The sequence below is a fragment of the Pseudomonas sp. LPB0260 genome, from assembly GCF_013388395.1.
In genome coordinates, this window is sequence record NZ_CP058247.1 from 6,205,390 (window position 1) to 6,231,233 (window position 25,844).

The 25,844-nt window shown below is 64.2% G+C and carries 27 protein-coding genes and 1 pseudogene; 24 read left to right on the plus strand and 4 right to left on the minus strand.

The genetic code is table 11. From position 1 onward, the window contains the following. Positions 1–22: 22 nt before the first annotated feature. The 4 genes from LPB260_RS27990 to murB are packed head-to-tail and all read left to right on the plus strand — an operon-like array spanning position 23 to position 2,453. The gene (locus LPB260_RS27990; protein ID WP_079201660.1) at positions 23–208 is read left to right on the plus strand and encodes a Trm112 family protein; all 186 of its coding nucleotides are present in this window, start codon (positions 23–25) and stop codon (positions 206–208) included. After that, positions 209–973, plus strand: coding sequence for a 3-deoxy-manno-octulosonate cytidylyltransferase (gene kdsB, locus LPB260_RS27995; protein ID WP_208709288.1), 765 nt, complete (start codon positions 209–211; stop codon positions 971–973). Beyond that, complete coding sequence (locus tag LPB260_RS28000) at positions 973–1,437, plus strand: low molecular weight protein-tyrosine-phosphatase (RefSeq protein ID WP_208709290.1); 465 nt, start codon at positions 973–975, stop codon at positions 1,435–1,437. Before kdsB ends, LPB260_RS28000 begins: the two co-directional genes overlap by 1 nt. Further along, positions 1,434–2,453: a UDP-N-acetylmuramate dehydrogenase gene (gene murB / locus LPB260_RS28005; protein ID WP_208709292.1), complete on the plus strand. Its 1,020-nt coding sequence runs from the start codon at positions 1,434–1,436 to the stop codon at positions 2,451–2,453. Before LPB260_RS28000 ends, murB begins: the two co-directional genes overlap by 4 nt. A gap of 106 nt (positions 2,454–2,559) precedes the next feature. On the opposite strand, the gene rne is transcribed toward murB, so the two are convergent. Continuing rightward, on the minus strand, positions 2,560–5,610 hold the full coding sequence (gene rne, locus LPB260_RS28010; RefSeq protein ID WP_208709294.1) for a ribonuclease E: 3,051 nt from the start codon (positions 5,608–5,610) through the stop codon (positions 2,560–2,562). Positions 5,611–6,177: 567 nt separating this feature from the next. Between rne and rluC the strand changes: the two genes are divergently transcribed. From rluC to sppA, 3 genes are read left to right on the plus strand one after another with little or no spacing between them, the layout of a single operon-like run. Continuing rightward, entirely contained in the window at positions 6,178–7,131 is a 954-nt protein-coding gene (gene rluC, locus LPB260_RS28015) for a 23S rRNA pseudouridine(955/2504/2580) synthase RluC (RefSeq protein WP_208710206.1), read from the plus strand. Further along, positions 7,124–7,819, plus strand: coding sequence for an HAD-IA family hydrolase (locus LPB260_RS28020; protein WP_208709296.1), 696 nt, complete (start codon positions 7,124–7,126; stop codon positions 7,817–7,819). The genes rluC and LPB260_RS28020 overlap by 8 nt, the downstream gene beginning before the upstream one ends. Beyond that, positions 7,809–8,789 (plus strand): signal peptide peptidase SppA, encoded by a 981-nt coding sequence (gene sppA / locus LPB260_RS28025; RefSeq protein ID WP_208709298.1) that lies wholly within the window; start codon positions 7,809–7,811, stop codon positions 8,787–8,789. The genes LPB260_RS28020 and sppA overlap by 11 nt, the downstream gene beginning before the upstream one ends. Positions 8,790–8,843: 54 nt before the next feature. Here the strand turns inward: sppA and LPB260_RS28030 are convergent, their stop codons facing one another. Next, positions 8,844–9,422, minus strand: coding sequence for a nucleoside triphosphate pyrophosphatase (locus LPB260_RS28030; RefSeq protein WP_208709300.1), 579 nt, complete (start codon positions 9,420–9,422; stop codon positions 8,844–8,846). A 106-nt stretch (positions 9,423–9,528) separates the two neighbouring features. Between LPB260_RS28030 and LPB260_RS28035 the strand changes: the two genes are divergently transcribed. The 13 genes from LPB260_RS28035 to LPB260_RS28095 all read left to right on the plus strand — a co-directional run bounded on the left by LPB260_RS28035 (position 9,529) and on the right by LPB260_RS28095 (position 19,601). After that, complete coding sequence (locus tag LPB260_RS28035; RefSeq protein WP_208709302.1) at positions 9,529–10,056, plus strand: YceD family protein; 528 nt, start codon at positions 9,529–9,531, stop codon at positions 10,054–10,056. Between the two features lie 13 nt (positions 10,057–10,069). After that, the gene (gene rpmF / locus LPB260_RS28040; RefSeq protein WP_025167420.1) at positions 10,070–10,252 is read left to right on the plus strand and encodes a 50S ribosomal protein L32; all 183 of its coding nucleotides are present in this window, start codon (positions 10,070–10,072) and stop codon (positions 10,250–10,252) included. Positions 10,253–10,255: 3 nt separating this feature from the next. Beyond that, positions 10,256–11,266, plus strand: coding sequence for a phosphate acyltransferase PlsX (plsX, locus tag LPB260_RS28045; RefSeq protein ID WP_208709304.1), 1,011 nt, complete (start codon positions 10,256–10,258; stop codon positions 11,264–11,266). A gap of 106 nt (positions 11,267–11,372) precedes the next feature. Continuing rightward, positions 11,373–12,311, plus strand: a complete 939-nt coding sequence (fabD, locus tag LPB260_RS28050; RefSeq protein ID WP_208709306.1) for an ACP S-malonyltransferase — start codon at positions 11,373–11,375, stop codon at positions 12,309–12,311. 15 nt (positions 12,312–12,326) lie between these two features. Then, entirely contained in the window at positions 12,327–13,070 is a 744-nt protein-coding gene (gene fabG, locus LPB260_RS28055) for a 3-oxoacyl-ACP reductase FabG (protein ID WP_208709308.1), read from the plus strand. Positions 13,071–13,266: 196 nt separating this feature from the next. Then, complete coding sequence (gene acpP, locus LPB260_RS28060; protein WP_003245177.1) at positions 13,267–13,503, plus strand: acyl carrier protein; 237 nt, start codon at positions 13,267–13,269, stop codon at positions 13,501–13,503. A 107-nt stretch (positions 13,504–13,610) separates the two neighbouring features. Next, a complete protein-coding gene (gene fabF / locus LPB260_RS28065; RefSeq protein WP_208709310.1) occupies positions 13,611–14,855 on the plus strand; it encodes a beta-ketoacyl-ACP synthase II in 1,245 nt (414 codons plus the stop codon). Continuing rightward, positions 14,855–15,670 (plus strand): aminodeoxychorismate lyase, encoded by an 816-nt coding sequence (pabC, locus tag LPB260_RS28070; protein WP_208709312.1) that lies wholly within the window; start codon positions 14,855–14,857, stop codon positions 15,668–15,670. Before fabF ends, pabC begins: the two co-directional genes overlap by 1 nt. A 3-nt stretch (positions 15,671–15,673) precedes the next feature. After that, positions 15,674–16,738 (plus strand): endolytic transglycosylase MltG, encoded by a 1,065-nt coding sequence (gene mltG, locus LPB260_RS28075; RefSeq protein ID WP_208709314.1) that lies wholly within the window; start codon positions 15,674–15,676, stop codon positions 16,736–16,738. Then, on the plus strand, positions 16,735–17,367 hold the full coding sequence (gene tmk, locus LPB260_RS28080; RefSeq protein WP_208709316.1) for a dTMP kinase: 633 nt from the start codon (positions 16,735–16,737) through the stop codon (positions 17,365–17,367). The genes mltG and tmk overlap by 4 nt, the downstream gene beginning before the upstream one ends. Next, positions 17,360–18,352 (plus strand): DNA polymerase III subunit delta', encoded by a 993-nt coding sequence (locus LPB260_RS28085; RefSeq protein WP_208709318.1) that lies wholly within the window; start codon positions 17,360–17,362, stop codon positions 18,350–18,352. The genes tmk and LPB260_RS28085 overlap by 8 nt, the downstream gene beginning before the upstream one ends. A 35-nt stretch (positions 18,353–18,387) precedes the next feature. Beyond that, positions 18,388–18,744: a PilZ domain-containing protein gene (locus LPB260_RS28090; RefSeq protein ID WP_042556691.1), complete on the plus strand. Its 357-nt coding sequence runs from the start codon at positions 18,388–18,390 to the stop codon at positions 18,742–18,744. A gap of 74 nt (positions 18,745–18,818) precedes the next feature. Continuing rightward, a complete protein-coding gene (locus tag LPB260_RS28095; RefSeq protein ID WP_208709320.1) occupies positions 18,819–19,601 on the plus strand; it encodes a TatD family hydrolase in 783 nt (260 codons plus the stop codon). A gap of 245 nt (positions 19,602–19,846) precedes the next feature. On the opposite strand, the gene LPB260_RS28100 is transcribed toward LPB260_RS28095, so the two are convergent. After that, positions 19,847–20,980 carry an aminotransferase class V-fold PLP-dependent enzyme gene (locus tag LPB260_RS28100; protein WP_208709323.1) on the minus strand — a complete coding sequence of 378 codons (1,134 nt, stop codon included), beginning with the start codon at positions 20,978–20,980 and terminating at the stop codon, positions 19,847–19,849. 75 nt (positions 20,981–21,055) lie between these two features. Here LPB260_RS28100 and LPB260_RS28105 point away from each other — a divergent pair, with 75 nt between their 5' ends. From LPB260_RS28105 to LPB260_RS28120, 4 genes are all read left to right on the plus strand, one after another. After that, positions 21,056–21,694, plus strand: coding sequence for a TetR/AcrR family transcriptional regulator (locus LPB260_RS28105; protein ID WP_208709324.1), 639 nt, complete (start codon positions 21,056–21,058; stop codon positions 21,692–21,694). 90 nt (positions 21,695–21,784) lie between these two features. Continuing rightward, complete coding sequence (locus LPB260_RS28110; RefSeq protein ID WP_208709326.1) at positions 21,785–22,753, plus strand: GTP 3',8-cyclase MoaA; 969 nt, start codon at positions 21,785–21,787, stop codon at positions 22,751–22,753. Positions 22,754–22,869: 116 nt separating this feature from the next. Further along, positions 22,870–23,472, plus strand: a complete 603-nt coding sequence (locus tag LPB260_RS28115) for a DUF4823 domain-containing protein (RefSeq protein WP_208709328.1) — start codon at positions 22,870–22,872, stop codon at positions 23,470–23,472. 9 nt (positions 23,473–23,481) lie between these two features. After that, positions 23,482–24,051 (plus strand): DUF1285 domain-containing protein, encoded by a 570-nt coding sequence (locus LPB260_RS28120; RefSeq protein WP_208709330.1) that lies wholly within the window; start codon positions 23,482–23,484, stop codon positions 24,049–24,051. A gap of 54 nt (positions 24,052–24,105) precedes the next feature. Here LPB260_RS28120 and LPB260_RS28125 read toward each other — a convergent pair. Beyond that, positions 24,106–25,769 (minus strand): annotated as a pseudogene (locus tag LPB260_RS28125) (electron transfer flavoprotein-ubiquinone oxidoreductase). Positions 25,770–25,844: the final 75 nt, after the last annotated feature.

A 25,844-nucleotide genomic window follows, 5' to 3' on the forward strand; every position in this document is an offset into this window, starting at 1 on the left:
AGCCCCCTAGCAAGGATCTCCCATGGACCCGAAACTTCTCGATATCTTGGCCTGCCCGCTGTGCAAGGGGCCGCTGAAGCTCGCCGCTGACAAGAGCGAGTTGATCTGCAAGGCCGACGGCCTGGCCTTTCCCGTGCGTGACGGCATACCGGTGATGCTGGAAAGCGAAGCCCGCACCCTCAACGTCGACGAGCGCCTGGACAAGTAGATGAGCACAGCCTTTACCGTGGTGATCCCGGCGCGCTTCGCCTCCAGCCGCCTGCCGGGCAAGCCGCTGCAGGATATCGCCGGCAAGCCGATGATCCAGCATGTCTGGGAGCAGGCGTGCAAGAGCAGTGCGCAGCAGGTGGTGGTGGCCACCGACGATGCACGCATCGTCGAGGCCTGTCGTGGCTTCGGTGCCGAGGTGGTGCTGACTCGTCCCGAGCACAACTCCGGGACCGATCGCCTGGCCGAGGTCGCCAGCGCGTTGGGTCTGACGGCCGACGCCATAGTGGTCAACGTGCAGGGCGACGAACCGCTGATTCCGCCGGCGATCATCGACCAGGTGGCCGCCAACCTGGCGGCCAACCCGCAGGCGGCCATCGCGACGCTGGCTGAGCCGATCGACGAGGTGGCGGCGCTGTTCAACCCCAATGTGGTCAAGGTGGCCACCGATCACAGCGGCCTGGCGCTGACCTTCAGCCGTGCGCCGCTGCCCTGGGCGCGCGATGCCTTTGCCGTCAGCCGTGAGCAGCTGCCGTCCGACGTTCCCTACCGCCGGCATATCGGCATCTACGCCTACCGCGCGCAGTTCCTCCATGACTTCGTTGCCTGGGGGCCTTGCTGGTTGGAGAACACCGAGTGCCTGGAGCAGCTGCGCGCGCTCTGGCACGGCGTGCGCATCCATGTCGCCGATGCCCTGCAGGCGCCGCCCGCCGGGGTCGATACCGCGGAAGATCTCGAGCGCGTGCGCCGATTGCTGGAGGCCTGATGCGGGTACTGTTCGTCTGCCTCGGCAATATCTGCCGCTCACCCACCGCCGAAGGCGTGTTTCGCCACAAGCTGCGCGAGGCGGGGCTCGAGGCCCGTGTCGAGGTCGATTCCGCGGGGACCGGCGACTGGCACGTCGGCAAGGCGCCGGACCTGCGCACCCGTCAGGCGGCGCTGCGCCGCGGTTATGACCTGTCGGCCCTGCGTGCTCGCCAGGTCGCCGGCGACGACTTCAGGCGTTTCGACCTGATCCTGGCCATGGACGGCAGCAACCTGCAGCATCTGCAGCGCCTGCGCCCGAGCGCCAATGCGGCCGAGCTGGATCTGTTCCTGCGCCGTTATCAGTTGGCATTGGACGAGGTGCCGGACCCTTACTACGGCGGCGAGGACGGCTTCGAGCAGGTCCTCGATCTGATCGAGCAGGCCAGCGACGCCTTGCTTGCTGAAATCCAGGGGCGCCTATGAGCTTGCAGGTTCGTCACAACGTTTCGCTCAAGGCCTACAACAGTTTCGCGGTGCAGGCGCAGGCGCGTCAGTTTGCCGAAGCGAGCAGCGATGAGCAGGTGCGCCAGGCCCTGGCCCATGCGGCCGAGCAGAAGCTGCCGCTGTTGCTGCTGGGTGGCGGCAGCAACCTGTTGCTGACCGGCGATGTCGAGGCGCTGGTGCTGCGCATGGCCAGCCGCGGGATCCGCGTGCTCGAGGATGACGGCGAGCGTCTGCTGGTCGAGGCCGAGGCAGGGGAGCCCTGGCACCCCTTCGTGCAATGGACGCTGCAACGGGGCCTGGTCGGCCTGGAGAACCTCAGCCTGATCCCCGGCACGGTCGGCGCCGCGCCCATGCAGAACATCGGTGCTTATGGCGTCGAGTTGAAGGATGTGTTCGCCGGGCTGACCGCGCTGGATCGTCATACCGGCGAGCTGCGCGAGTTCGGCCTGGGTGATTGCGCCTTCGCCTACCGCGACAGCCTGTTCAAACGCGAGGCCGGGCGCTGGGTGATCCTGCGGGTGCGCTTTGCCCTCAGTCGTTCGGCGCCCCTGCACCTGGACTACGGGCCGGTGCGTCAGCGCCTGCGGGAGCAGGGCATCGAGGCGCCAAGCGCTCTGGACGTCAGTCAGGCCATCTGCGCCATTCGTAGCGAGAAACTGCCGGACCCGGCGGTGCTGGGCAACGCCGGCAGTTTCTTTAAGAATCCTCTGGTGAGCGCCGATCTCGCGCAGCGCTTGCGCGTGCAGCATGCGGATCTGGTGGCCTATCCACAGGCCGATGGATCGGTGAAGCTGGCGGCCGGCTGGTTGATCGAGCGCGCCGGCTGGAAGGGTTTTCGCGAGGGTGATGCCGGGGTCCATCGGCTGCAGGCGCTGGTGCTGGTCAACTACGGCCAGGCGAGCGGGCAGCAGTTGCTGGAACTGGCCCGGCGCATCCAGGCCGATATCGCCGGGCGTTTCGCGGTCAGGCTGGAGATCGAGCCCAACGTGCTCTGAGTACCTAAGGCGAGCTAAGCGGTACGCGCTTAGCCGGGGCCTGCAGTAAAGCCACAAAGAAAAAGGGGATGCCGAAGCATCCCCTTTTTCATGTCGCCGAATCGCCTCAGGCGTGTGGTTTCGCCTGCTGCTTGTCGTCTTCCTCGGCCTTTTCTTCAGGCTGAGCCTCGGCTTGCTCGGGGGCGGCTTCTGCTGCCTCGACCGGGGCCTGTTCGACCGCCTCTACCTTAGTCTCGACCGCTTCGGCATCGGCTTGCGCCGCGCTTTCGGTGGTGCCGGACTCGGCCTGCGGGGCAGCGGCAGCGGCCTCGGCGGCTTCGCGGGCCAGGCGCTCGGCTTCGCGCTGGCGGCGACGCACTTCACGTGGGTCGTTCGGCGCACGGCCGCTGGCGCTAGGGGTCGGAGCAGTTTCTGTCGCCGCTTCCGGGGCCGGTGCGGGCTCAGCGATCGGCTCGGCGGCAGCAGTCTCGACTACGGCCTCGGGCTGCGCTTCGCTGACACTCGGCGCGGCTTCGGCGGCTTCGGCGGCTTCGGCGGCTTCGGCTGTGGGGGCTGGAGCTGGCACTTCGCTCGGAGCCGGAGCGGCTTCAACCACCGGCTCGGCCTCTGCTGCGGGCTCGCTCGCCGCACTGGCTGCCTGCTCGGCCGGGGCTTCGCTGGCGACTGGCTCGGTGACTGCCGCTTCGTTGCTCGCGGTTTCGCCGGCCACTTCCGCGGCGGCTACCACGACCGCCGCCGCGCTAGGAGCAGCTGCAGATTCGCCGCCGTCTTCGCCTGCTTCGTCGTTGCCTTCGATCAGGTTGCCGCTGGCATCGCGCTGACGCTCGCGGCGATTACTGCGGCGGCGCTGGCCGCGCGAGCGGCGACGGGGACGCTCGCCGCCTTCGTTGCCTTCCTGCTCGTCGTCAGTCGCCTGGGGCTCGGCATTCAGTACTTCTTCGTCGGCCGCAGCCTGTTCGGCGCGCGGCTGACGCTCTTCACGCGGCGGACGTGGCTGGCGCGGTTCGCGCTGCGGACGCTCGGCACGTGCCTCTTCTTCGTTGCCGGCGCTTTCCGGCGCGTCCAGCGGTGCGCGCAGTTCGCGCGGCTGGCGCTCTTCACGCGGCTTGCGTTCGCGGCGGCCTTCCTGGCCTTCGCGCGGCGGGCGCGACTGACGCACTTCCTGCGGCTCGCGCACCTCGACGGCTTCGCGAGGCTGACGCTCTTCGCGCGGCGCACGCTCTTCACGCGGGGCACGTTCTTCGCGTTGAGCGCGGTCTTCACGGGGCTGACGCTCTTCGCGAGGGGCGCGGTCTTCACGCGGCTTGCGCTCTTCGCGCGGCTTGCGCTCCTCATCGCGGCGACCACCGCGGCTGCGGTTCTGCTGGCGGCCGCTGCGGCGTTCTTCACCGCGAGCCGGACGCTCGCTGGTCTTCTTCTCGATGACGACCGGCTTTTCCTCTTCCTTGCCGGCGAACAGGCTGACCAGGGACTTGACCAGGCCACGGAACAGGCTCGGCTCGCTGGCAGCCGGCTGGGCTACCGGCTCTTCCTCGACCTGCGTAGGTGTCGGTGCGGGAGCGGTGCGTGGCGGCGCGGCCTTGATAGCGGCTTCCTGGCGAACCAGGGTGCGGGTGGCGGCAGCCTGCTTTTCCTCTTCCACTTCGGTCGTGGCGATTTCGTAGCTGGACTGGGCGGTTTGCGCTTCCGGGCTGTCGTCACGCAGGCGTTGCACTTCGAAGTGCGGGGTTTCCAGGTGATCGTTCGGCAGGATCACGATGCGCGCGCGGGTGCGCAGTTCGATCTTGGTGATCGAGTTGCGCTTTTCGTTGAGCAGGAAGGCGGCGACCGGGATCGGCACCTGGGCGCGGACCTCGGCGGTGCGGTCCTTCAGGGCTTCTTCTTCGATCAGGCGCAGGATGGCCAGCGACAGCGACTCGACGTCGCGGATGATGCCCTGGCCGTCGCAGCGCGGGCAGACGATGCCGCTGGTTTCACCGAGCGACGGGCGCAGGCGCTGACGGGACATTTCCAGCAGGCCGAAGCGCGAGATGCGGCCGACCTGGACGCGGGCGCGGTCGGCTTCCAGGCACTCGCGGACTTTCTCTTCCACGGCGCGCTGGTTCTTCGCCGGGGTCATGTCGATGAAGTCGATGACGATCAGGCCGCCGATGTCGCGCAGGCGCAACTGGCGGGCGATCTCTTCGGCCGCTTCGAGGTTGGTCTGCAGGGCCGTTTCCTCGATGTCGCTACCCTTGGTGGCGCGCGCCGAGTTGATGTCGATGGACACCAGGGCTTCGGTCGGGTCGATGACGATGGCACCGCCGGATGGCAGTTTCACTTCGCGCTGGAAGGCGGTTTCGATCTGGCTTTCGATCTGGAAGCGGTTGAACAGCGGCACGCTGTCTTCGTACAGCTTGATCTTGCTGGCGTACTGCGGCATCACCTGGCGGATGAAGGTTAGGGCTTCTTCCTGGGCCTCGACGCTGTCGACCAGTACTTCGCCGATGTCCTGGCGCAGGTAGTCGCGGATGGCGCGGATGATCACGTTGCTTTCCTGGTAGATCAGGAAGGGCGCGGCGCGATCCAGGGAGGCTTCCTTGATGGCGCTCCACAGTTGCAGCAGGTAATCCAGGTCCCACTGCATTTCTTCGCTGGAGCGGCCGAGGCCGGCGGTGCGCACGATCAGGCCCATGTCGCCCGGGGCGTTCAGACCGTTGAGGGCCTCGCGCAGTTCGTTGCGCTCCTCGCCCTCGATGCGGCGGGAGATGCCGCCGGCGCGCGGGTTGTTCGGCATCAGCACCAGGTAGCGGCCGGCCAGGCTGATGAAAGTGGTCAGGGCGGCGCCCTTGTTGCCGCGCTCTTCCTTCTCGACCTGGACGATGACTTCCTGGCCTTCCTTGAGCACGTCCTTGATGTTGACGCGGCCTTCGGGGGCCTTGCTGAAGTATTCGCGGGAGATTTCTTTGAGCGGGAGGAAGCCGTGGCGCTCGGAGCCGAAGTCGACGAACGCCGCCTCGAGGCTCGGTTCGACGCGGGTGATGCGGCCCTTATAGATGTTGGCCTTCTTCTGCTGGCGGGCGCCCGACTCGATGTCCAGATCGTACAGGCGTTGGCCGTCGACTAGGGCAACACGCAACTCTTCGGGTTGAGTCGCGTTAATCAGCATTCTTTTCATGTAGTACCGTCGGTTTCCGGTGCTGGCGGAAACGGCGTTCGGCACACACGACTCTCAGGGTCGGTGTCAGGCGCGTCAGAAACGGTCGTAAATCGTTTCATTGTCGAGCGGCAGTCAGCCAGTTGGGCTGGGCCGCGACGGACGTCTCCTGCTTGCTGTTGTGACAGAAAGCACTTGCTCAGGAGGAGGAATCAGCTGTCGGTAGCGGACGAGATGAAGCGTCTTGGTAAAGCTATTTGCTACGCAGTCCGACAGTTGTACATCTCCACCCTACACGTATCGCTGAAAATCGGGTGCCGCTCGCAGAATCTGCAGCGGGTTGGCATTTACCGCGGCTCTCCAAAGGGGAGGCGCGCGCGTCATGGCTTAAGGCTTTATTTCCGAGTTATTCGCGGCCTTTGCGGCGAAAGTCCCGTCGGACGGCCTTACGTCCTGAATGGGTTGCGTCGGTGTGGGGATGGCAGTTTTGGCGAACATCCGCAGACCAGACCGCTTTTGGCGGCGTTCGCGACTATAGCAGCAATGATTAAGTGCTTCAATTCCATAAAAAATTGTTATTATTGCGCGATGACTACTCCCCTCTCTCCAACCTCCGGCGTCCAGCTGCTCGAGGTTGCACCGGAACTCGCCGGCCAACGTATCGATAACTTCCTCCGCACCCAGCTCAAGGGTGTGCCCAAGACATTGATTTACCGCATCTTGCGCAAGGGCGAGGTGCGGGTGAACAAGGGGCGGATCAAGCCGGAATACAAGCTGCAGGCAGGCGATATCGTGCGCGTGCCGCCGCTGCGCCTGGCTGAGCGGGATGAGCCTGAGCCCCTGGCGCAGGGTTTGCTCGAGCGCCTCGAGGCGGCAATTGTCTACGAGGACAAGGCGCTGATCGTATTGAACAAGCCGGCCGGTATCGCGGTGCATGGTGGCAGCGGCCTGAATTACGGGGTGATCGAGGCGTTCCGTCAGCTGCGCCCTGATACCAAGGATCTGGAGCTGGTGCATCGTCTCGATCGCGACACCTCAGGCCTGCTGATGATCGCCAAGAAGCGCAGCATGCTGCGCCACCTGCATGAGGCGCTGCGCGGCGACGGCGTCGATAAGCGCTATATGGCGCTGGTGCGGGGCTATTGGGCAACGGCGAAGAAGCAGGTCAATGCCCCGCTGCAAAAGAGCAACCTGCGCTCGGGTGAGCGCATGGTCGAGGTCGATGCCGAGGGTAAGGAGGCTTTGACCGTGTTTCGCGTATTGCGCCGGTTCGGCGAGTTCGCGACCTTGGTCGAGGCCAAGCCGGTGACCGGGCGGACTCACCAGATTCGCGTGCACAGCAAGCATGCCGGGCATTGCATTGCCGGTGACAGCAAGTACGGCGATGAACAGTTCACTCGCGAAATCCGTGAGCTGGGCGGCAAGCGCCTGTTTCTGCATGCCTATGCGCTGGTGGTGCCGCTGCCCGATGGCGGTGAGCTGCGGCTCGAGGCACCGGTCGATGAGGTGTGGGCGCGCACGCTGGAGCGTTTGAGTGTCTGATTACCAGCTGCTGGTCTTTGATTGGGATGGCACGCTGGTGGATTCCATCGGGCGGATCGTCGAGGCCATGCATCGGGCGGCCGATGCCTGTGAGTTGCGGCGCTGCAGTGATGTCCAGGTCAAGGGCATCATCGGCTTGGGATTGCCTGAGGCGATTCGCTCGTTGTATCCGGAGCTAGACGAGCCTGTGCGCGTCGAGCGCTTTCGGCGTTGCTACAGTGAACAGTATCTGCTGCTGGAGTCCGAGCCTTCGGCGTTGTTCCCTGGTGTGGCCGAGGCGCTGGAGGCATTCCGGGTGGCGGGCTATCGTCTGGCTGTGGCGACGGGTAAGGGACGTAATGGCTTGCAGCGGGTGCTCGCGCAGCGTGGCTGGCTGAATTATTTCGACGCGACGCGCTGCGCGGATGAGTCGGCGAGCAAGCCAGAGCCGCTGATGCTGGAGCAGATCCTGGCGTATTGCGAGGTCTCTCCGGAGCGAGCGCTGATGGTTGGCGATTCGGCTTTCGATCTGCAAATGGCCCGCCGGGCGGGTGTTGATTCGGTGGCGGTGGGTTATGGCGCGCAGCCGCTATCGGTGCTGCGCGAGCATGGGCCAAAGCTGGCGATAGAGAATTTCATGGAGTTGCGCAGTTGGCTGGAACGTCGCGCAGCCGGACTGATTGGTGGGGTGAGTCAATATGTCGGATGAATGGAAGGCGTCGGCTGTGGGTGAGAGTGATGCCAAGAGCTGGAAGTTGCTGGAGAAGACGCTTCTAGCGGGGGTTCAGGAGCAGCGCCGGGCGAGGCGTTGGGGGATCTTTTTCAAGCTGTTGACCTTTGTCTATCTGTTCGTCGCCTTGGCCCTGTTCGCGCCGCTGCTCGATTGGCAGAAGGGTGTCGCGAAGGGTGGTGCGCATACCGCGCTCATCGAGGTGCGAGGGATGATTTCCGACAAGGAGGTGGCCAGTGCCGACAACATTGTCGGTAGTCTGCGTGCGGCCTTCGAGGATGCCAATACCAGGGGCGTGGTTCTGCGGATCAACAGTCCGGGCGGCAGTCCGGTGCAGTCGGGTTACATCTATGACGAGATTCGTCGTCTGCGCGCCCAGTATCCGGCGATCAAGCTGTACGCGGTGATCAGTGATCTCGGGGCCTCGGGCGCTTACTACATCGCCAGTGCCGCGGATCAGATTTACGCCGACAAGGCCAGTCTGGTGGGCTCTATCGGTGTCACTGCGGCGGGCTTCGGTTTCGTCGGGGTGATGGAGAAGCTGGGGGTCGATCGTCGGGTCTATGCCTCGGGCGAGCACAAGACGTTTCTCGATCCGTTCCAGCCGCCCAAGGAGGAGGAGGCGCGCTTCTGGCAGGAGGTCCTCGAGACCACCCATCGCCAGTTCATCGACAGCGTCAAGCAGGGGCGTGGCGAACGCCTCAAGGTCGACGAGCATCCTGAGCTGTTCTCGGGGTTGGTCTGGTCGGGGGAGCAGGCGCTGGAGCTGGGCCTCGTCGATGCCTTGGGCAATAGCAGCTACGTGGCGCGGGAGGTGGTCGGGGTGGAGAAGCTGGTCGATTTCACCGTGCAGGAGTCGCCTCTCGATCGCTTTGCGAAGCAGCTGGGCGCCGGTGTTGCCGGGCAGGCGGCGCTGTGGATGGGGGTCCAGGGGCCGGCCCTGCGCTAGTTTTCCTTGTCGCGTTGAGAAGCCCGGCTTAGGTCGGGCTTCTTCGTTGTTGGGTTATGGGATGTCGATGCCCGCGTCGTGCAGCATGTCCACCAGGCGGATCAGGGGCAGGCCGATCAGGCTGCTGGCATCGGATCCTTCGGTGCTGCGGAAGAGGCTGATGCCCAGGCCTTCGGCCTTGAAGCTGCCGGCGCAGTCGTAGGGCTGCTCGGCTTCCAGGTAGCGGCGGATCTGGCTTTCGTTCAGTGCGCGAAAGTGCACGGTGAGCGGCACGCAATCGACCTGGCAGTGGCCGGTCTCGCTATTGAGCAGGGCCAGGCCGGTGAGGAAGGTGACGCTGTTTCCGCTTGCGGCGAGCAATTGGGCGTGCGCACGCTCGAATGTGTGGGGCTTGCCGAGAATGTCCTGGCCAAGAACGGCGACCTGGTCGGAGCCGATGATCAGATGCTTGGGATGGGAGGGGCTGAGGGCGCTGGCTTTTTCCTGGGCGAGGCGTCGAACCAGGCTGCTGGCGTCTTCGCCGGGCAGGCGACTTTCATCGATCGCCGGGGCGCTCCAAGTGAAGGGCAGGCGCAGGCGGGTCAGGAGCTCGCGGCGGTAAGGTGAGCTCGAAGCAAGTACCAAGGGCAGCATGATGGACTCCTTATATAAGGAGGGCGATTCTAGCTGTCGGTCCGGGTGCCGGACAGGCCGAATTTCCTTTGACAGGGGGTGGGCGCATCCCTAGAATGCGGCGCCTATGTCGAATGGTCCGATTCCACCTCACGTTGATCCGCGCAAACTGGCTGATCGTGGCACCGCTCTCGAGGGAACGGTTCCGCTGGCTGGCTTGCTGCGACTCTGCGACCCGCTTGCCGATAACCAAGGCATGGTGCGCGCGAAGTTTATCTTCGAGCGCGACGAGCGCAATGCTGTGGTCATGCGCAGCGAGCTCGAGGTTGAGGTCAAGATGGTTTGCCAGCGTTGTCTGGAGCTGGTCGCACTGCCGATCCAAAGCGCATGTGATTACGCTGTGGTGAAAGAAGGCGCGAATACCCAGTCTGTGCCGAAAGGCTATGACGTGCTGGAGTTGGGTGAAGAGCCATTGGATCTGCTGGCGCTGGTTGAGGATGAGCTGTTGCTCGCCTTGCCTATCGTTCCGGCTCATGACCCTGAAGATTGCCAGCAGCCGGCCGGCCTCGAAGAGCCCGAGTCGAGCGAGGACGAGGTAACGCGGTCCAACCCGTTCAGTGTATTGGCACAGTTAAAGCGTGACCCAAACGTTTAGGAGTTAATTAGTTATGGCTGTTCAGCAGAACAAAAAATCCCGTTCCGCCCGTGACATGCGTCGTTCGCACGACGCTCTCGAAGGCAATGCTCTGTCCGTCGAGAAGAGCACCGGTGAAGTACACCTGCGTCACCACGTCTCGCCGGAAGGTGTGTACCGTGGTCGCAAAGTGATCGACAAGGGCGCTGACGAGTAATCCTTGTCCGCTTCGATCATCGCGATTGACGCAATGGGTGGGGACTTCGGTCCCCACTGCATTGTTCCAGCCAGCATCGCCTGTCTGGCCGAGTTCCCCTCGCTGCACCTGGTCCTAGTCGGCCAAGCTCCCCTAATCGAAGACCTGGTCGCCCGTAACCCTGGTGTTGATCGCGCGCGCCTGCGTGTCGAGCACGCCAGTGAAGTGATCGCCATGGATGAGCGTCCGGCGCAGGCGTTACGCAGCAAGGCCGATGCCTCGATGCGTATCGCCCTGGAGTTGGTCCGTGACGGTCGAGCGCAGGCCTGTGTCAGTGCCGGCAATACAGGGGCGCTGATGGCGTTGTCACGCTACGTGCTGAAGACGCTGCCGGGTATCGATCGCCCGGCCATGGTGACGGCGGTTCCGACCCGGGCGGGGCATTGCCTTCTGCTTGATCTGGGGGCGAACGTCGACTGCAGTGCCGAGCATCTCTATCAGTTTGCAGTGATGGGGTCGGTGGCTGCCGAGGCCATGGGGATCGCCAGGCCGCGCGTCGCGCTGCTCAATGTCGGAACCGAAGACATCAAGGGCAATCAGCAGGTCAAGCTCGCCGCGAGTCTGCTGCAGCAGGCGTCGGGCTTGAACTACAGTGGCTTTGTCGAGGGCGACGGCCTGTATCGTGGCGAGGCCGATGTGGTGGTGTGCGACGGTTTTGTCGGCAACATTCTGCTCAAGTCCAGTGAAGGTCTGGCGTCGATGATTTCCGCACGCATCGAGGCGTTATTCCGGAGTGGTGCCGGTGCGCGCCTCGTCGGCGCGTTGGCGCTGCCGCTGTTGCGGCGCCTGCGGGCGGAGCTGGCGCCTGCGCGGCACAACGGCGCGAGCTTTCTCGGGCTGCAGGGCATCGTGGTAAAGAGCCATGGCGCGGCCGGTGAGGATGGCTTCAGAAGCGCAATCCGCCGGGCTTTGGCGGAGGTCGAAGAGAATCTTCCGCAGCGCCTGCATGGGCGGCTCGAGGACCTGTTGCTCTAGGATGTGACCGGGGCTGGCGCCCTGTCATCCAACCTTCAGTTTGTTGCGCTTGGCTATGTCTTGGTGCGACGTTGACCGACGCTAAGATCACTAGGGAAACCTATACATGTCTGCATCCCTCGCATTTGTCTTTCCTGGCCAGGGCTCCCAGTCCCTGGCGATGCTGGCCGAGCATGGTGCGCAGCAGAAGCTGATCATCGACACCTTTTCCGAGGCCTCCGATGCACTCGGCTACGACCTGTGGGCATTGACCCAGCAGGGGCCGGAAGAGCAATTGAATCAGACCGACAAGACTCAGCCGGCGATCCTCGCGGCCTCCATCGCGCTCTGGCGCCTGTGGCAGGCGCAGGGGGGGGCGCGTCCGGCATATGTCGCGGGCCACAGCCTGGGTGAGTACTCGGCGCTGGTGGCCGCCGGCAGTCTCGACTTTGCCGCCGCGGTGAAGCTGGTCGAACATCGTGGCCAGTTGATGCAGCAGGCGGTGCCCGCGGGGCAGGGCGGCATGGCTGCTATCCTGGGGCTGGAGGACGCCGACGTGCTGGCGGCCTGTGCGGAAGCCGCACAGGGTGAGGTGGTGAGCGCGGTCAATTTCAACGCTCCGGGGCAGGTGGTCATCGCCGGTGCCGCGGCTGCCGTGACACGGGCCGTCGAGGCCTGCAAGGCGCGCGGCGCTAAGCGCGCCATGCCGCTGCCGGTCAGCGTGCCTTCGCATTGCGCACTGATGCGCCCGGCTGCCGAGCGTTTCGCCGAGGCCGTGTCGGCCATCGCCTGGCAAACGCCGCAGATTCCGCTGGTGCAGAATGTCAGTGCGACGGCGGTGGCGGATCTCGATGCGCTCAAGCGTGATCTGCTGGCGCAACTGTATAGCCCGGTGCGCTGGGTCGAATCGATGGTTTGCCTGGCTGGGCAGGGCGTGACCGATCTGGTCGAGTGCGGGCCGGGCAAGGTGTTGTCGGGCCTGAACAAGCGCTGCGTCAAAGGCATCAATACCCATAATCTGGATACCCCGGACGCCTTCGCCGCCACCCGTGCGGCGTTGGCCTGATTGAGGAGAGGTTTTATGAGCCTGCAAGGTAAGGTTGCCCTGGTCACCGGCGCAAGCCGCGGCATTGGCCAGGCGATTGCGCTGGAGTTGGGGCGCCAAGGTGCCGTAGTCATCGGCACGGCGACCTCGGCATCCGGTGCCGAGCGTATCGCCGAAACCCTGAAAGCCAACGGCATCGAGGGCGCAGGTCTGGTGCTGGATGTCGGCAATGACGAGTCGGTGGCGAGCACCCTGGAGCACATCCAGCAGCATCTCGGCCAGCCGTTGATCCTGGTCAATAATGCCGGCATCACCCGCGATAATCTGATGCTGCGGATGAAAGATGACGAGTGGTTCGACGTCATCAACACCAACCTGAGCAGCCTGTACCGCCTCACCAAGGCCGTGCTGCGCGGCATGACCAAGGCGCGCTTCGGGCGCATCATCAATATCGGATCGGTGGTTGGCGCCATGGGCAACGCCGGGCAGGTAAACTACGCCGCCGCCAAGGCCGGATTGGAAGGTTTTGGTCGTGCGCTGGCTCGCGAAGTCGGGTCGCGGGCGATCACTGTGAACGCGGTGGCGCCGGGCTTCATCGATACCGACATGACCCGTGAACTGCCGGAAGCTCAGCGCGATGCGCTGTTGACGCAGATTCCGCTGGGCCGTCTGGGGCAGGCAGAGGAGATTGCAAAAGTAGTCGCTTTCCTCGCTTCCGATGGCGCAGCCTACGTCACAGGAGCTACTATCCCTGTGAACGGCGGTATGTACATGAGCTGAATGTGACGGATTCCTTGGGAAAACTGTCATAGACGCTGTCTAGAATCCGATATGAAGCTGCAACAGGTTTATAGACAGATCGTTGAAGTGTTCCTGAGGGCACCCCGGCATTCAGCTTGAAATGCTAAAAACCCTTTCTATACACTTGGCCGCAGACCAGCTGCCTGGATTTGTCCAATAGGAGTGAAAACAAGGTATGAGCACCATCGAAGAACGCGTCAAGAAAATCGTTGCCGAGCAACTTGGCGTCAAAGAAGAGGAAGTCACCAATAGCGCTTCCTTCGTCGAAGACCTGGGTGCCGACTCTCTTGACACCGTTGAGCTGGTGATGGCTCTCGAAGAGGAATTCGAGACCGAGATCCCGGACGAGCAAGCTGAGAAGATCACCACCGTTCAGGAAGCTATCGATTACGTGACTGCGCACGCGCAATAAGCGAATCGTCGATTCCCGACTTGGAAAAGCCGCACGCCTTCATCGGGCGTGCGGCTTTTCTTTAAGCGCATCGCAGGCGTTGTAAAACCGCACAAGAGGAGATTGCTGTGTCGCGTAGACGCGTCGTGGTTACCGGTATGGGCATGGTCTCACCGCTGGGTAACGATGTGCCGAGCAGCTGGCAGGGCATTTTGGCCGGGCGCAGTGGCATCGGCCTGATCGAGCACATGGACCTGTCGGCCTATTCCACCCGCTTCGGCGGCTCGGTAAAAGGCTTTGACGTCGAGCAGTACCTGTCGGCCAAAGAGGCTCGCAAGCTCGATCTATTCATTCAGTACGGCCTGGCGGCCAGTTTTCAGGCGGTGCGCGATTCCGGCCTGGAAGTGACCGATGCCAACCGCGAGCGCATCGGCGTCGCGCTCGGCTCCGGCATCGGCGGTCTTACCAACATCGAGAACAGCTGCAAGGCGCTGCATGAGCAGGGGCCGCGGCGGATTTCGCCGTTCTTCGTGCCCGGTTCGATCATCAATATGATTTCCGGCTTTCTGTCGATCCATCTGGGTCTGCAGGGGCCCAACTACGCCATTGCCACGGCATGCACCACCGGTACCCACTGCATCGGCATGGCAGCGCGCAACATCGCCTATGGCGAAGCCGACGTGATGGTGGCAGGCGGCGCAGAGATGGCCGCCTGCGGTCTGGGTATCGGCGGTTTCGCCGCGGCGCGCGCGCTGTCGACGCGCAACGACGAGCCGACCAAGGCCAGCCGTCCCTGGGACAAGGATCGTGACGGTTTCGTCCTGTCCGATGGCGCCGGCACCCTGGTACTGGAAGAGTTGGAGCATGCCAAGGCACGGGGCGCGACCATCTACGCCGAGCTTATCGGCTTCGGCATGAGCGGCGATGCCTTCCATATGACCTCGCCGCCGGAAGATGGCGCCGGCGCGGCGCGCTGCATGGCCAACGCCCTGCGCGATGCCGGGCTCGATGGCAGTCAGGTGCAGTACATCAACGCCCATGGCACTTCGACTTCGGCGGGCGACAAGGCTGAGGTGGCGGCGATCAAGTCGGTATTCGGCGAGCACGCCCACCAGCTGGCCGTCAGCTCGACCAAGTCGATGACCGGCCACCTGCTCGGCGCAGCCGGGGCGGTGGAGGCGATCTTCAGCGTGCTGGCGCTGCGCGACCAAGTCGCACCGCCGACCATCAATCTGGATCAGCCGGACGAGGGCTGTGACCTCGACTTCGTGCCGCACCAGGCCAAGGCGATGGACATCGACGTGGTTCTTTCCAACTCCTTCGGCTTCGGTGGTACCAACGGCTCGCTGGTGTTCCGCCGGTTCGCCGGTTGATGCTGAGCTGGGTCGACGGGCGCCCGGCCGAGCTGCTTTCCGTAAGGGATCGCGGCCTGGCCTACGGCGATGGTTTGTTCGAAACCATCGCCGTCAGCGGCGGTACGCCTAGATTGCTTGATCGCCACCTGGCGCGCCTGGCCGATGGCTGCGCGCGTCTGCGGCTGCCGTTCGATGGGGCGGTGCTGCGCGGGGAGCTGCTGGCCTTCAGTCGTCAGCTGGACGAGGGCGTGGCCAAGCTGATCCTCACTCGTGGCGATGGCCTTCGCGGCTACGCACCGCCGCAGCCGGCCTCAGTGCGGCGTATCCTGCTGGGCAGTGCGAAGCCGGTCTACCCGAGCCAGCATGCCGAACTGGGTGTACGCCTGTTCTCGTGCGCGACGCGTCTGGCCGAGCAGCCACTGCTGGCCGGCCTGAAGCACCTCAATCGCCTGGAACAGGTGCTTGCGCGGGACGAGTGGCAGGATGCCGAGCACGCCGAGGGCCTGATGCAGGATGGGGCCGGACGGGTGATCGAGGGGGTGTTCAGCAACCTGTTCATTTGCAAGGGCGGCGCGCTGCTGACGCCTGACTTGTCGCGCTGCGGGGTCGCCGGCGTGATGCGTGCGGAGCTGCTGGCGCAGGCCGATGCCCTCGGCATACGCTGCGAGGTGCGCGATATCGCGCTTGGCGAATTGCTGGGTGCCGACGAAGTCTTCCTCTGCAACAGCCTCTACGGAGTATGGCCGGTACGGGCGCTGCTCGAGCGCGACTGGTCGGTAGGCCCGCTCACCCGTAAACTGCAGGCCATAGCCCGCGATCTACTGGACTGCTGATCTGTGATACGCAAGATATTGTTGCTGCTCGAGGCCGGCGTTTTGCTGGCCGGCTTGCTGGTCGTCTTTGCTGCCTGGCAGCAGCACGCGGCGCTGCAGCAGCCGCTGCAGCTGAGTGAGGAGCGCCTGCTCGAGGTGCCTAGCGGTTCGACGCCGGGCGGCGTGCTCAATCGCCTGCAGGCCGAAGGGGTGCTGGAAGATGCCTTCTGGCTGCGGCTCTACTGGCGCTTCAACCTGCGCGGACATCCCCTGCACAGCGGCGAGTACCGTCTGGCCCCCGGCCAAACGGTGAATGACATGTTGCTGCAATGGCGCCGCGGGGACGTGGTGCAGTACAGCCTGACCCTGGTGGAGGGCTGGAACTTTCGCCAGGTACGTGCCGCCTTGGAGCGTGCCGACAAGCTCGAGTCGAGTCTGGCCGGCTTGAGCGATGAGCAATTGATGGAGCGCCTCGGGCTGCCCGGGGTCAATCCCGAGGGCCGCTTCTTTCCCGATACCTATCGCTATGTGCGCGGTACCAGTGACCTGGATCTGCTCAAGCAGGCCTATGCGCGCCTGCAGCAGGTGCTGGCCGAGGAGTGGCAGGGGCGGGCCGATGGGCTGCCCTATAGCGAGCCTTACGACGCCTTGATCATGGCCTCGATGATCGAGAAGGAGACCGGCGTGCCCGAGGAGCGCGGCGCTATCGCCGGGGTGTTCGTCCGCCGCCTGCGCAGCGGCATGCGCCTGCAGACCGACCCGACGGTGATCTACGGCCTGGGCGAGCGCTACAACGGCAAGCTGTCGCGAGCCCATTTGCGTGAGGCTACCCCCTACAACACCTACATGATCGACGGCATGCCGCCGACGCCTATCGCCCTGGTCGGGCGCGAGGCGATCCATGCGGCATTGCATCCGGTGCCGGGCAGCAGCCTGTATTTCGTGGCCCGTGGCGACGGCAGCCATGCTTTCTCCGATACCCTTGAGGCGCACAATCGAGCGGTGCGCGCCTACCAGCTCAATCGACGCGCGGACTATCGCTCCAGTCCCGCACCTGCACAGTCAAGCAACCATAAGGACGCCCCGTGAGCGGTTTGTTTATTACCCTGGAAGGTCCGGAAGGGGCAGGCAAGAGCACCAATCGCGAGTACCTGGCGGCGCGTCTGGCGGAGCAGGGGATCGAGGTGCTGCTGACTCGCGAGCCTGGCGGCACGCCGCTGGCCGAGCGAGTGCGCGAGCTGCTGCTGACGCCGAGCGATGAGCCGATGGCCGCAGACACCGAGCTGCTCCTGGTGTTCGCCGCGCGCGCGCAGCACCTGGCCCAGGTCATTCGCCCGGCCCTGGCGCGCGGCTGCGTGGTGCTCTGCGACCGCTTTACCGACGCCACCTATGCCTACCAGGGCGGCGGCCGTGGCCTGTCCGAGGCGCGGATCGCCGTGCTCGAAGACTTCGTCCAGGGGCCACTGCGCCCGGACCTGACCCTGGTTTTCGACTTGCCGATCGAGGTCGGCCTGGCGCGCGCCGCTGCGCGGGGGCGCCTGGACCGTTTCGAGCAGGAGGGGGGCACCTTCTTCGAGGCGGTGCGCCAGACCTACCTGCGTCGCGCCGAAGCGGCGCCGCAGCGCTATCGAATCCTCGATGCCGCGCAGCCGCTGAGCCAGGTGCAGCAAAGCCTGGACGTCCTGCTTCCGCAGATCGTGGAGCTGTGCCGTGGCTGAGGCCTATCCCTGGCAGGACGCGTTGTGGCAGCAGCTGGCCGGTCGTACCCAGCATGCCCATGCCTACCTGCTGCTGGGGCCCGCCGGGATCGGCAAGCGCGCCCTCGCCGAGCGCCTGATGGCGCGCCTGCTGTGCCAGCAGCCCGCCGGGCTGGAGGCCTGTGGCCAGTGCAAAGGCTGCCACCTGCTGGCGGCCGGCAGTCATCCGGATATGTTCGAGCTTAAGCCGAGCGGGGACAAGAAGAGCGTCGGCGTGGACGATGTCCGTGAGCTGATCGGCTTCGTCAACAAGACCGCGCAGCTGAGCGGGCGCAAGGTCGTGATGGTCGCCGAGCCGCCTGCCGAAGACATGACCCTGGCCGCATCCAACGCCCTGCTCAAGAGCCTGGAGGAGCCCTCTGGCGACACCGTGCTGCTGTTGCTCAGCCATCAGCCAAGCCGGTTGTTGCCGACCATCAAGAGCCGTTGCGTGCAGCAGGCCTGCCCGTTGCCTGATCCGGCGACCAGCCTGGCCTGGTTGGCGCAGGCGCTGCCGGAGTGCGACGAGCAGGAGTGTCGCGAGCTGCTGGTCCTGGCCGCGGGCTCGCCACTGACCGCGCGCGCCCTGCAGCAGCAAGGGGTGCGCGAGCAGCGCGCCCTGGTGGTCGAGGGGGTGAAGAAGCTGCTCAAGCAGCAGGCTGCCGCCAGCCAGTTGGCCGAGGCCTGGAAGGCCTTGCCGATGCCCATGCTGCTCGACTGGTTCTGCGACTGGGCGCAGCTGATGTTGCGTTATCAGCTGACCCGCGACGAGCAGGGGCTGGGGCTCGATGACATGCGCAAGGTGGTGCAGTACCTGGCGGAGAAGACCCCGCAAGCCAAGGTACTGGCCATGCAGGACTGGCTGCTGCAGCAGCGCCAGAAAGTGCTGGGCAAGGCCAACTTGAACGGCGTGCTGCTTCTCGAAGCGCTGCTGGTACAGTGGGCAAGCCTGCCCGGACCGGGCTAGAATCGGCCATTGAGTAATGAAGCCAGGAATGCCGCATGAGCTTGCCACCTAACTTGGGCCCGCGTAATGGAATCTTGTCTCTGACCATCAAGGACAAGTCCGTGCTCTATGCCGCCTACATGCCGTTCATCAAGAATGGCGGGCTGTTTATTCCGACCAACAAGAGTTACAAGCTTGGCGACGAAGTATTCATGCTGCTCAACCTGATGGATGAGCCGGAGAAGATTCCGGTCGCCGGCAAGGTGGTCTGGATCACCCCGAAGGGGGCTCAGGGCAACCGAGCGGCCGGTGTCGGCGTGCAATTCAACGAGGGTGACAACACCGCCCGCAACAAGATCGAGACCTACCTCGCGGGAGCGCTGAAGTCGGACCGCCCGACCCACACCATGTGACCCGCTGTCTTTCCATCCGGGCTTCGGAGCCCGCGGTGCCTGCTCTGGCATCGCTGTTCAAGTGATTGTTATCCATGCTGGTAGATTCCCACTGTCATCTCGACCGCCTCGATCTGGCCGCCCATGAGGGTTCGCTCGACGCGGCGCTGGCGGCTGCGCGCGGGCGCGGCGTCGGCCATTTTCTTTGCATCGGCGTGAGCGCCGACAACGCCGCGGCGGTCAAGGGCCTGGCCGAGCGATATGCCGATGTCGACTGCTCGGTGGGCGTCCACCCGCTGGACCTGCAGCCCGGCGCGGCGCCTGCCCTGGAGTGGTTGTTGGCCGAGTTGAATCACCCGCATGTGGTGGCCATCGGCGAGACCGGCCTGGACTATCACTACGAGCCGCAAGCCGCGCAGGCGCAGCAGCAGGCCTTTCGCCTGCACTTGCAGGCCGCCCAGGTCACCGGCAAGCCGGTCATCGTGCACACCCGCGAGGCCCGCGCCGACACGCTGGCGCTGCTGCGCGAGGCGGCCTTGTCGCAGGCCGGGGTGCTGCACTGCTTTACCGAGGATTGGGATATGGCCAGGGCGGCGCTCGATCTGGGGTTCTATATCTCCCTGTCCGGCATCGTCACCTTTCGCAATGCCGAGGCCCTGCGCGAGGTCGCCCGGCAGGTGCCAGCGGACCGCTTGCTGGTGGAAACCGACTCCCCCTACCTGGCGCCGGTTCCGCATCGTGGCAAGCCGAACCTGCCGGAGTATGTGCGTGACGTGGCCGAGTACCTGGCGCTGCTGCGTGGGGTGAGCTTCGAGACCCTGGCGGAGCAGACCACGGCCAATTTCAAGCGGCTGTTCCCGTTGGCGCGCGTCGCTTAGCGCGGCACCTGGGCCATGGGGACGGAATTCGGGACAAAAAAAACCCGGGTTCTGGGGGATGAATCCGGGTTAAGACCATTAGGAGTAAATCAAGGTACGCGGTCCACGGTACCTTGCCTGGCGGGGCACTTGGGGGGAGATGCCGCGCACCAGTACTCCTTAGTATTGGCGAAGATTCCCGATCGTCCACCCTGGTTCGCCGCGTTTTTAAACAGTTTTGGAATACTCGGGTAGCTGCTGAGTCCTCAACCTGCTGCAAGCCGGCGCAGCAGCTGCAAGGTTTCCTCGATTATCCGCGCTTCACTGTAGAAGTGTGGTGACAGGCGAATGCCCCCGCCACGCTGGGCGCAGATCACTTGTTCGTGCCTGAGGCGTTCGTACAGCGCCTGATTGTCCCAGCCAGCCAGGCTGAAGGTGACGATGCCGGCGCGCCGCGCAGGGTTGCGCGGGCTGTGCAGGCTGACGCCGGGCTGTGCCTCGAGGCCATCGAGCAGCCATTGCACCCGCTCCTGCAGCGCTTTGCCCACTTCGTCCATGCCGACTTCCTCGAGCAGTGACAGGCTGGCCTCCAGGGCCGTGGCGCCAAGCAGGTTCGGGCTGCCGCATTCGAAGCGCCGGGCGCTCGTGGCGACTTGCCAATCCTGGCGCTGGTAGTCGCCGGGATGCTCGAGCATGTGCCAGCCGTACTCGTGGAGTTTCAGCTGCTCGCGCAGCTCGCTGCGGCAGTAGAAGGCGCCCAGGCCTTCCGGGCCGAGCAGCCATTTGTGGCCATCGGCCATGGCGAAGTCGCACTGATAGCGCCTTACGTCGAAGGGTAGGGCGCCGAGTTGTTGGATGGCATCGATGCAGAACAGTACGCCACGCTCTCGGCAGCCATGGCCGAGGCGCTCCAGATCCAGGCGCAGTCCGCTGGCGTATTGCACCGCACTGATCGACAGCAGGCGGGTGCGCGGACCGCAGGCGGCGAGCAGGGCGGTTTCCGGGTCGCCCTGGTGCAGCTCGACCTGGATCACCTCCACTCCCTGCGGTTTGAGCGCTTCCCAGACTACCCGGTTGGAGGGGAACTCCTCGTTGCTGATCACCACCTGGTCGCCGCTTCTCCACTCCAGGCCAAAGGCCACGAACGACAGGGCTTCGGAGGTGTTCTTGACCAGCGCGATGTCATCTGTGCTCGGCGCGTTGAGCAACCGTGCCAGGCGTTCGCGCAGGTTGCTCTCGAGCTTTAGCCAGGCCGGGTAGTCGCGCGCACCGACCTGGGCGTTCTGTTCGGCGAAACGCTGGACCGCCGCCACGGCGCGCTGTGGCCAGGGGGCGACGGCGGCGTGGTTGAGGTAGCGCAGCTCGGCTATCTGGGGGAATTCTTCTCGAATGGCGTACATGGTCGGATGATCCGTGCAATTTGGCGCTAAACAGGCATAATAGCCGGCTTCGATTTTCGACTCCTTAGTCCCTTTATGCAGAAAGAACCCCGTAAGGTCCGTGAGTTTCGCCGCCGCGAACAGGAAATTCTCGATACCGCGCTGAAATTGTTCCTCGAGCAGGGCGAAGACAGCGTGACCGTCGAGATGATTGCCGACGCGGTCGGAATCGGCAAAGGCACCATCTACAAGCACTTCAAGTCCAAGGCGGAGATCTACCTGCGCCTGATGCTCGACTACGAGCGTGACTTGAACGAGCTGTTCCACTCTGCCGATGTGGATCGCGACAAGGAGGCGTTGTCGCGCGCCTACTTCGAGTTCCGCATGCGCGACCCGCAGCGCTATCGGTTGTTCGACCGCCTGGAGGAAAAGGTGGTCAAGGGCAATCAGGTGCCGGAGATGGTCGAGCAGCTGCACAAGATCCGGGCGTCCAACTTCGAGCGTCTGACCCTGTTGATCAAGGGGCGCATCGCCGAGGGCAAGCTGGAAGACGTGCCGCCTTACTTCCACTACTGCGCTGCCTGGGCTCTGGTGCATGGTGCTGTGGCGCTGTACCACTCGCCGTTCTGGAGCAACGTGCTGGAAGATCAGGAAGGTTTCTTCCAGTTCCTCATGGATATCGGCGTGCGCATGGGTAACAAGCGCAAGCGCGACGGCGAACAGCCGCTAGCCTGACGTTATTCGGCTGGTCAATAACGCTTGTGGTGCGGGTGCCCGCATGGCTTGCGGCGATATACTCGAGGCTATCAATCGCCGGAGTCGTTCATGATCGTTGATCGCCAAGGCAGACGCTTTCGCAACTTGCGCATCAGTCTGACCGCTGCCTGCAATTACGCCTGCACCTACTGCGTCCCGGATGGCAAGCGTCTGGTCGCCGCCCAGGATGAGCTGAGCGCCGAGGCCATGGTGCGAGGCGTCGCCTACCTGATCGAGGCGGCCGGTATCGAGCGGTTGCGCATCACCGGTGGCGAGCCCCTGGTCAGCCCGAAGCTGGAGCCCTTTCTGCGTGGCATCGGCGGCCTTGGCCTGGAGGACATCAGTCTGACCAGCAACGGCCAGCTGCTCTCGCGCAAGTTGCCGCTGCTGGTGGAGAGCGGCATCCGCCGCCTCAATTTGTCTCTCGATACCCTGGATGCCGGCGCCTTTCGGGCGATCGCCCGCGGCGGTGACCTGGCCACCGTGCTGGCGGGCATGGACGAGGCGCGAGCGGCCGGGCTGAAGATCAAGGTCAACATGGTGCCGTTGCGCGGGCAGAACCTCGATCAGGTCCTGCCGATGCTCGAATACTGTTTGGAGCGTGGCTTCGAGCTGCGCTTCATCGAGCTGATGCGCATGGGCCACCTGGCACGTGACGGCAACGGCTTCCTGCAGCGGTTCGTCGGGCTGGCGGAGTTGCTGGCGATGATCGACGAGCGTCATGACTTCGTCCAGGCCGATGCGCCGGTGGATGCAACGGCCCTGCGCTACGAGATTCCCGGCCTGGGTTACTTTGGCGTCATCGCCAACGAGAGCGTGCCCTTCTGCCGGACCTGCTCGCGCCTGCGACTGTCGTCGACCGGTTGGCTGCATGGTTGCCTGTCATCGAGCAATCGCCACTACGTCGGCGATCTGTTGGACAAGCCGCGCCATCAGGCGCTGCCGGCGCTGCAGCGGCTGCTGGTCAAGGCGCTTGGCGACAAGCAGGAGCTTGCCTTCTCCGGCGGTGCGACGGTGATGAAGATCATCGGCGGCTGAGCCGCGCGTCTGGCGCCTGCTTGTCCGGGCAGTAGAAGCCTGGCGGCAGTTGTGGCGTGGTTTCTGCATCGCTCGGCCATCTGACGATTTTTTGTCACCCGGACGGGAGAGGTGCAATGCGATTCCTGATGCTTACGCTGGCGCTGCTGGCCTTGGCCGGCTGCATGAAGGTCAGCGACCTGGCCGATGGCGCCGAATACCACCTGCGTGATGCCGGCATACTCGATCACGGGCGGACCGAGCGCATGGCCTCGCGTCGCTTGCAGCAGGACTCCTTTATCTATATCGCCCAGGGGCATTTCGTCCCGCCGGGTCACGGCTATCCGAGGCCCAATGTGATTGCCGAGGAGGCGTTCAACGGCTTCGTCCAGTACTTCCCCATGGTGCGTCGTGCCCGCAATCCGGCCGGCCTCGAGGAGGCCATGGCGCAAGCGCGTACGGCGGGCGCGCACTACCTGCTCTACAGTCGTTTCGCCTATAGCGATGATCGCATCGGCACCGCGGACGAGTGGGCCGATCAGGAGGCGCTGGATCGCCTCGGCACCGACCGCAGCGTGATTCAATTGATGCTGATCGAAACCAATACGCGCTTTTTGGTGGATACTGCCCGCATTCGCAGTCGTGGTGGTTTCCTGACCTTCTACGACGCGCAACCGCAAGACCTGATCGGCCCGCCGCTGCGCGACTATGCCCGCAGCCTGCTCGGTGTCGGTCGTTGAGGAGCTTTGATGAGCGATTCAGGCAAGGCCGGCGACCTGCTGGCACAGATTCCCAAGTCCGATAAGCCGGGCCTGCCGCCGGTTCACCTGTGGAATCCGGACTTCTGTGGCGACATCGACATGCGCATCGCCCGGGACGGCAGCTGGTTCTATATGGGTACGCCGATCGGCCGCAAACCGATGGTCAGGCTGTTCTCAACCATCATCCGTCGCGATGGCGATGACTATTTCCTAGTCACTCCGGTGGAGAAGGTCGGCATCCAGGTCGATGATGCGCCCTTCGTGGCGGTTACCTTGCGAGTAGAGGGGGAGGGGGAGCGGCAGGCGCTGTACTTCACCACCAATGTCGAGGATGAGGTTCTGGCCGGGGCGGAGCACCCGCTGCGGGTGGAGCTGGATGCCGCGACGCAGGAGCCTGCACCCTACGTGCATGTGCGCGCGAACCTGGAGGCGCTGGTGCATCGCAACGTGTTCTACCAGTTGGTCGAGCTGGCGGTACCTCGGGAGATCGACGGCCAGACCTGGCTGGGGGTGTGGAGCGCGGGTTCGTTCTTTCCACTCGGCCCGCAGCCGGATTAGTCGCGGGCTGTTGGCGGATAAAGAAAAGGCTCCCGAGGGAGCCTTTTTTGCGTGTTACATGTTGGGGTAGTTCGGCCCGCCGGTGCCCTCGGGGCTACCCAGGTGATGTTCTGGGCGGGGTCCTTGATGTCGCAGGTCTTGCAGTGCACGCAGTTCTGCGCGTTGATCTGGAACTTCTTCTCGCCGTCTTCCTGGGTGACGATTTCGTACACCCCAGCCGGGCAGTAGCGCTGCGCCGGCTCGTCGTACAGCGGCAGGTTCTTGCTCAGCGGAATGCTCGGGTCGGTGAGCTTCAGGTGGCAGGGTTGTTCCTCTTCATGGTTGGTGTTGGAGAGGAATACCGAGCTGAGCTTGTCGAAGCTGAGTTTGCCGTCGGGCTTGGGGTAGCTGATTTTCTGAGCTTCTGCTGCCGGCTTCAGGCAGGCATGATCCGGCTTGGTGTCGTGCAGGGTGAAGGGGATCTTGCCGCCGAAGATGTTCTGATCCAGCCAGTTGACGCCGCCGCCGACAATGGCGCCGAACTTGTGGATGGCCGGGCCGAAGTTGCGGCTGCGGAACAGTTCGTCATACAGCCAGCTGGCCTTGAAGGCCTCGACATAGCCGGTCAGCTCATCGCCACCTTCACGGCCGGCGAACAGGGCGTCAGCCAGCGCGTCGGCGGCGAGCATGCCGGATTTCATGGCGGTGTGGCTGCCCTTGATCTTGGCGAAGTTCAGGGTGCCGAGGTCGCAACCGATCAGTGCGCCGCCGTTGAAGACCATCTTCGGCAGCGAGTTGAGGCCGCCCTTGCAGATGGCGCGGGCACCGTAGGCCACGCGCTTGCCGCCTTCCAGATACTGGGCGACCACCGGGTGGTGCTTGTAGCGCTGGAACTCGTCGAACGGCGACAGGTGCGGGTTGCTGTAGGACAGGTCGACGATCAGGCCGACGACCACCTGGTTGTTCTCCAGGTGATAGAGGAAGGAGCCGCCGGTGTTCTCGGTGCCCATGATGTCCAGCGGCCAGCCGGCGGTGTGCACGACCAGGCCCTGCTCATGCTTGGCCGGGTCGATATCCCAGATTTCCTTGATACCGATGCCGTAATGCTGGGCGTCGGCCTCTGAGTCCAGGTTGAATTTGTTGATCAGCTGCTTGCCGATATGGCCGCGGCAGCCTTCGGCGAACAGGGTGTACTTGGCCCGCAGTTCCATGCCCGGGGTGTAGTAGCCTTCTTTCGGGTTGCCTTCGCGATCCACACCCAGATCGCCGGTGAGGATGCCGTAGACCGAGCCTTGCTCATTGATCAGGGCTTCCTGGGCGGCGAAGCCTGGGTAGATTTCTACGCCGAGGTTCTCGGCCTGCTGGGCCAGCCAGCGGCACAGGTTGCCCAGGGAGATGATGTAGTTGCCTTCGTTGTGCATGGTCTTGGGCACAAAGAAGTCGGGAATGCGGGTGCCCTTCTCGGCATCACGCAGCAGGTAGATGTCGTCGCGCTTGACCGGGGTGTTCAGCGGGGCACCCAGCTCTTTCCAGTCGGGGAACAGCTCGTTCAGGGCGCGGGGCTCGAACACCGCGCCGGAGAGGATATGTGCACCGACTTCCGAGCCTTTCTCGACCACGCAGACGCTGATTTCCTTACCCGCTTCGGCGGCTTTCTGCTTCAGTCGGCAGGCGGCGGACAATCCGGCAGGGCCGGCGCCGACGATGACGACGTCGAACTCCATAAATTCGCGTTCCACAGGCTATCTCCTACTCAAAGGCTCTCTAATTTTATTTGAGGATCAGGCTCGTTCCCCGGGCCAAGCGCGGGCATT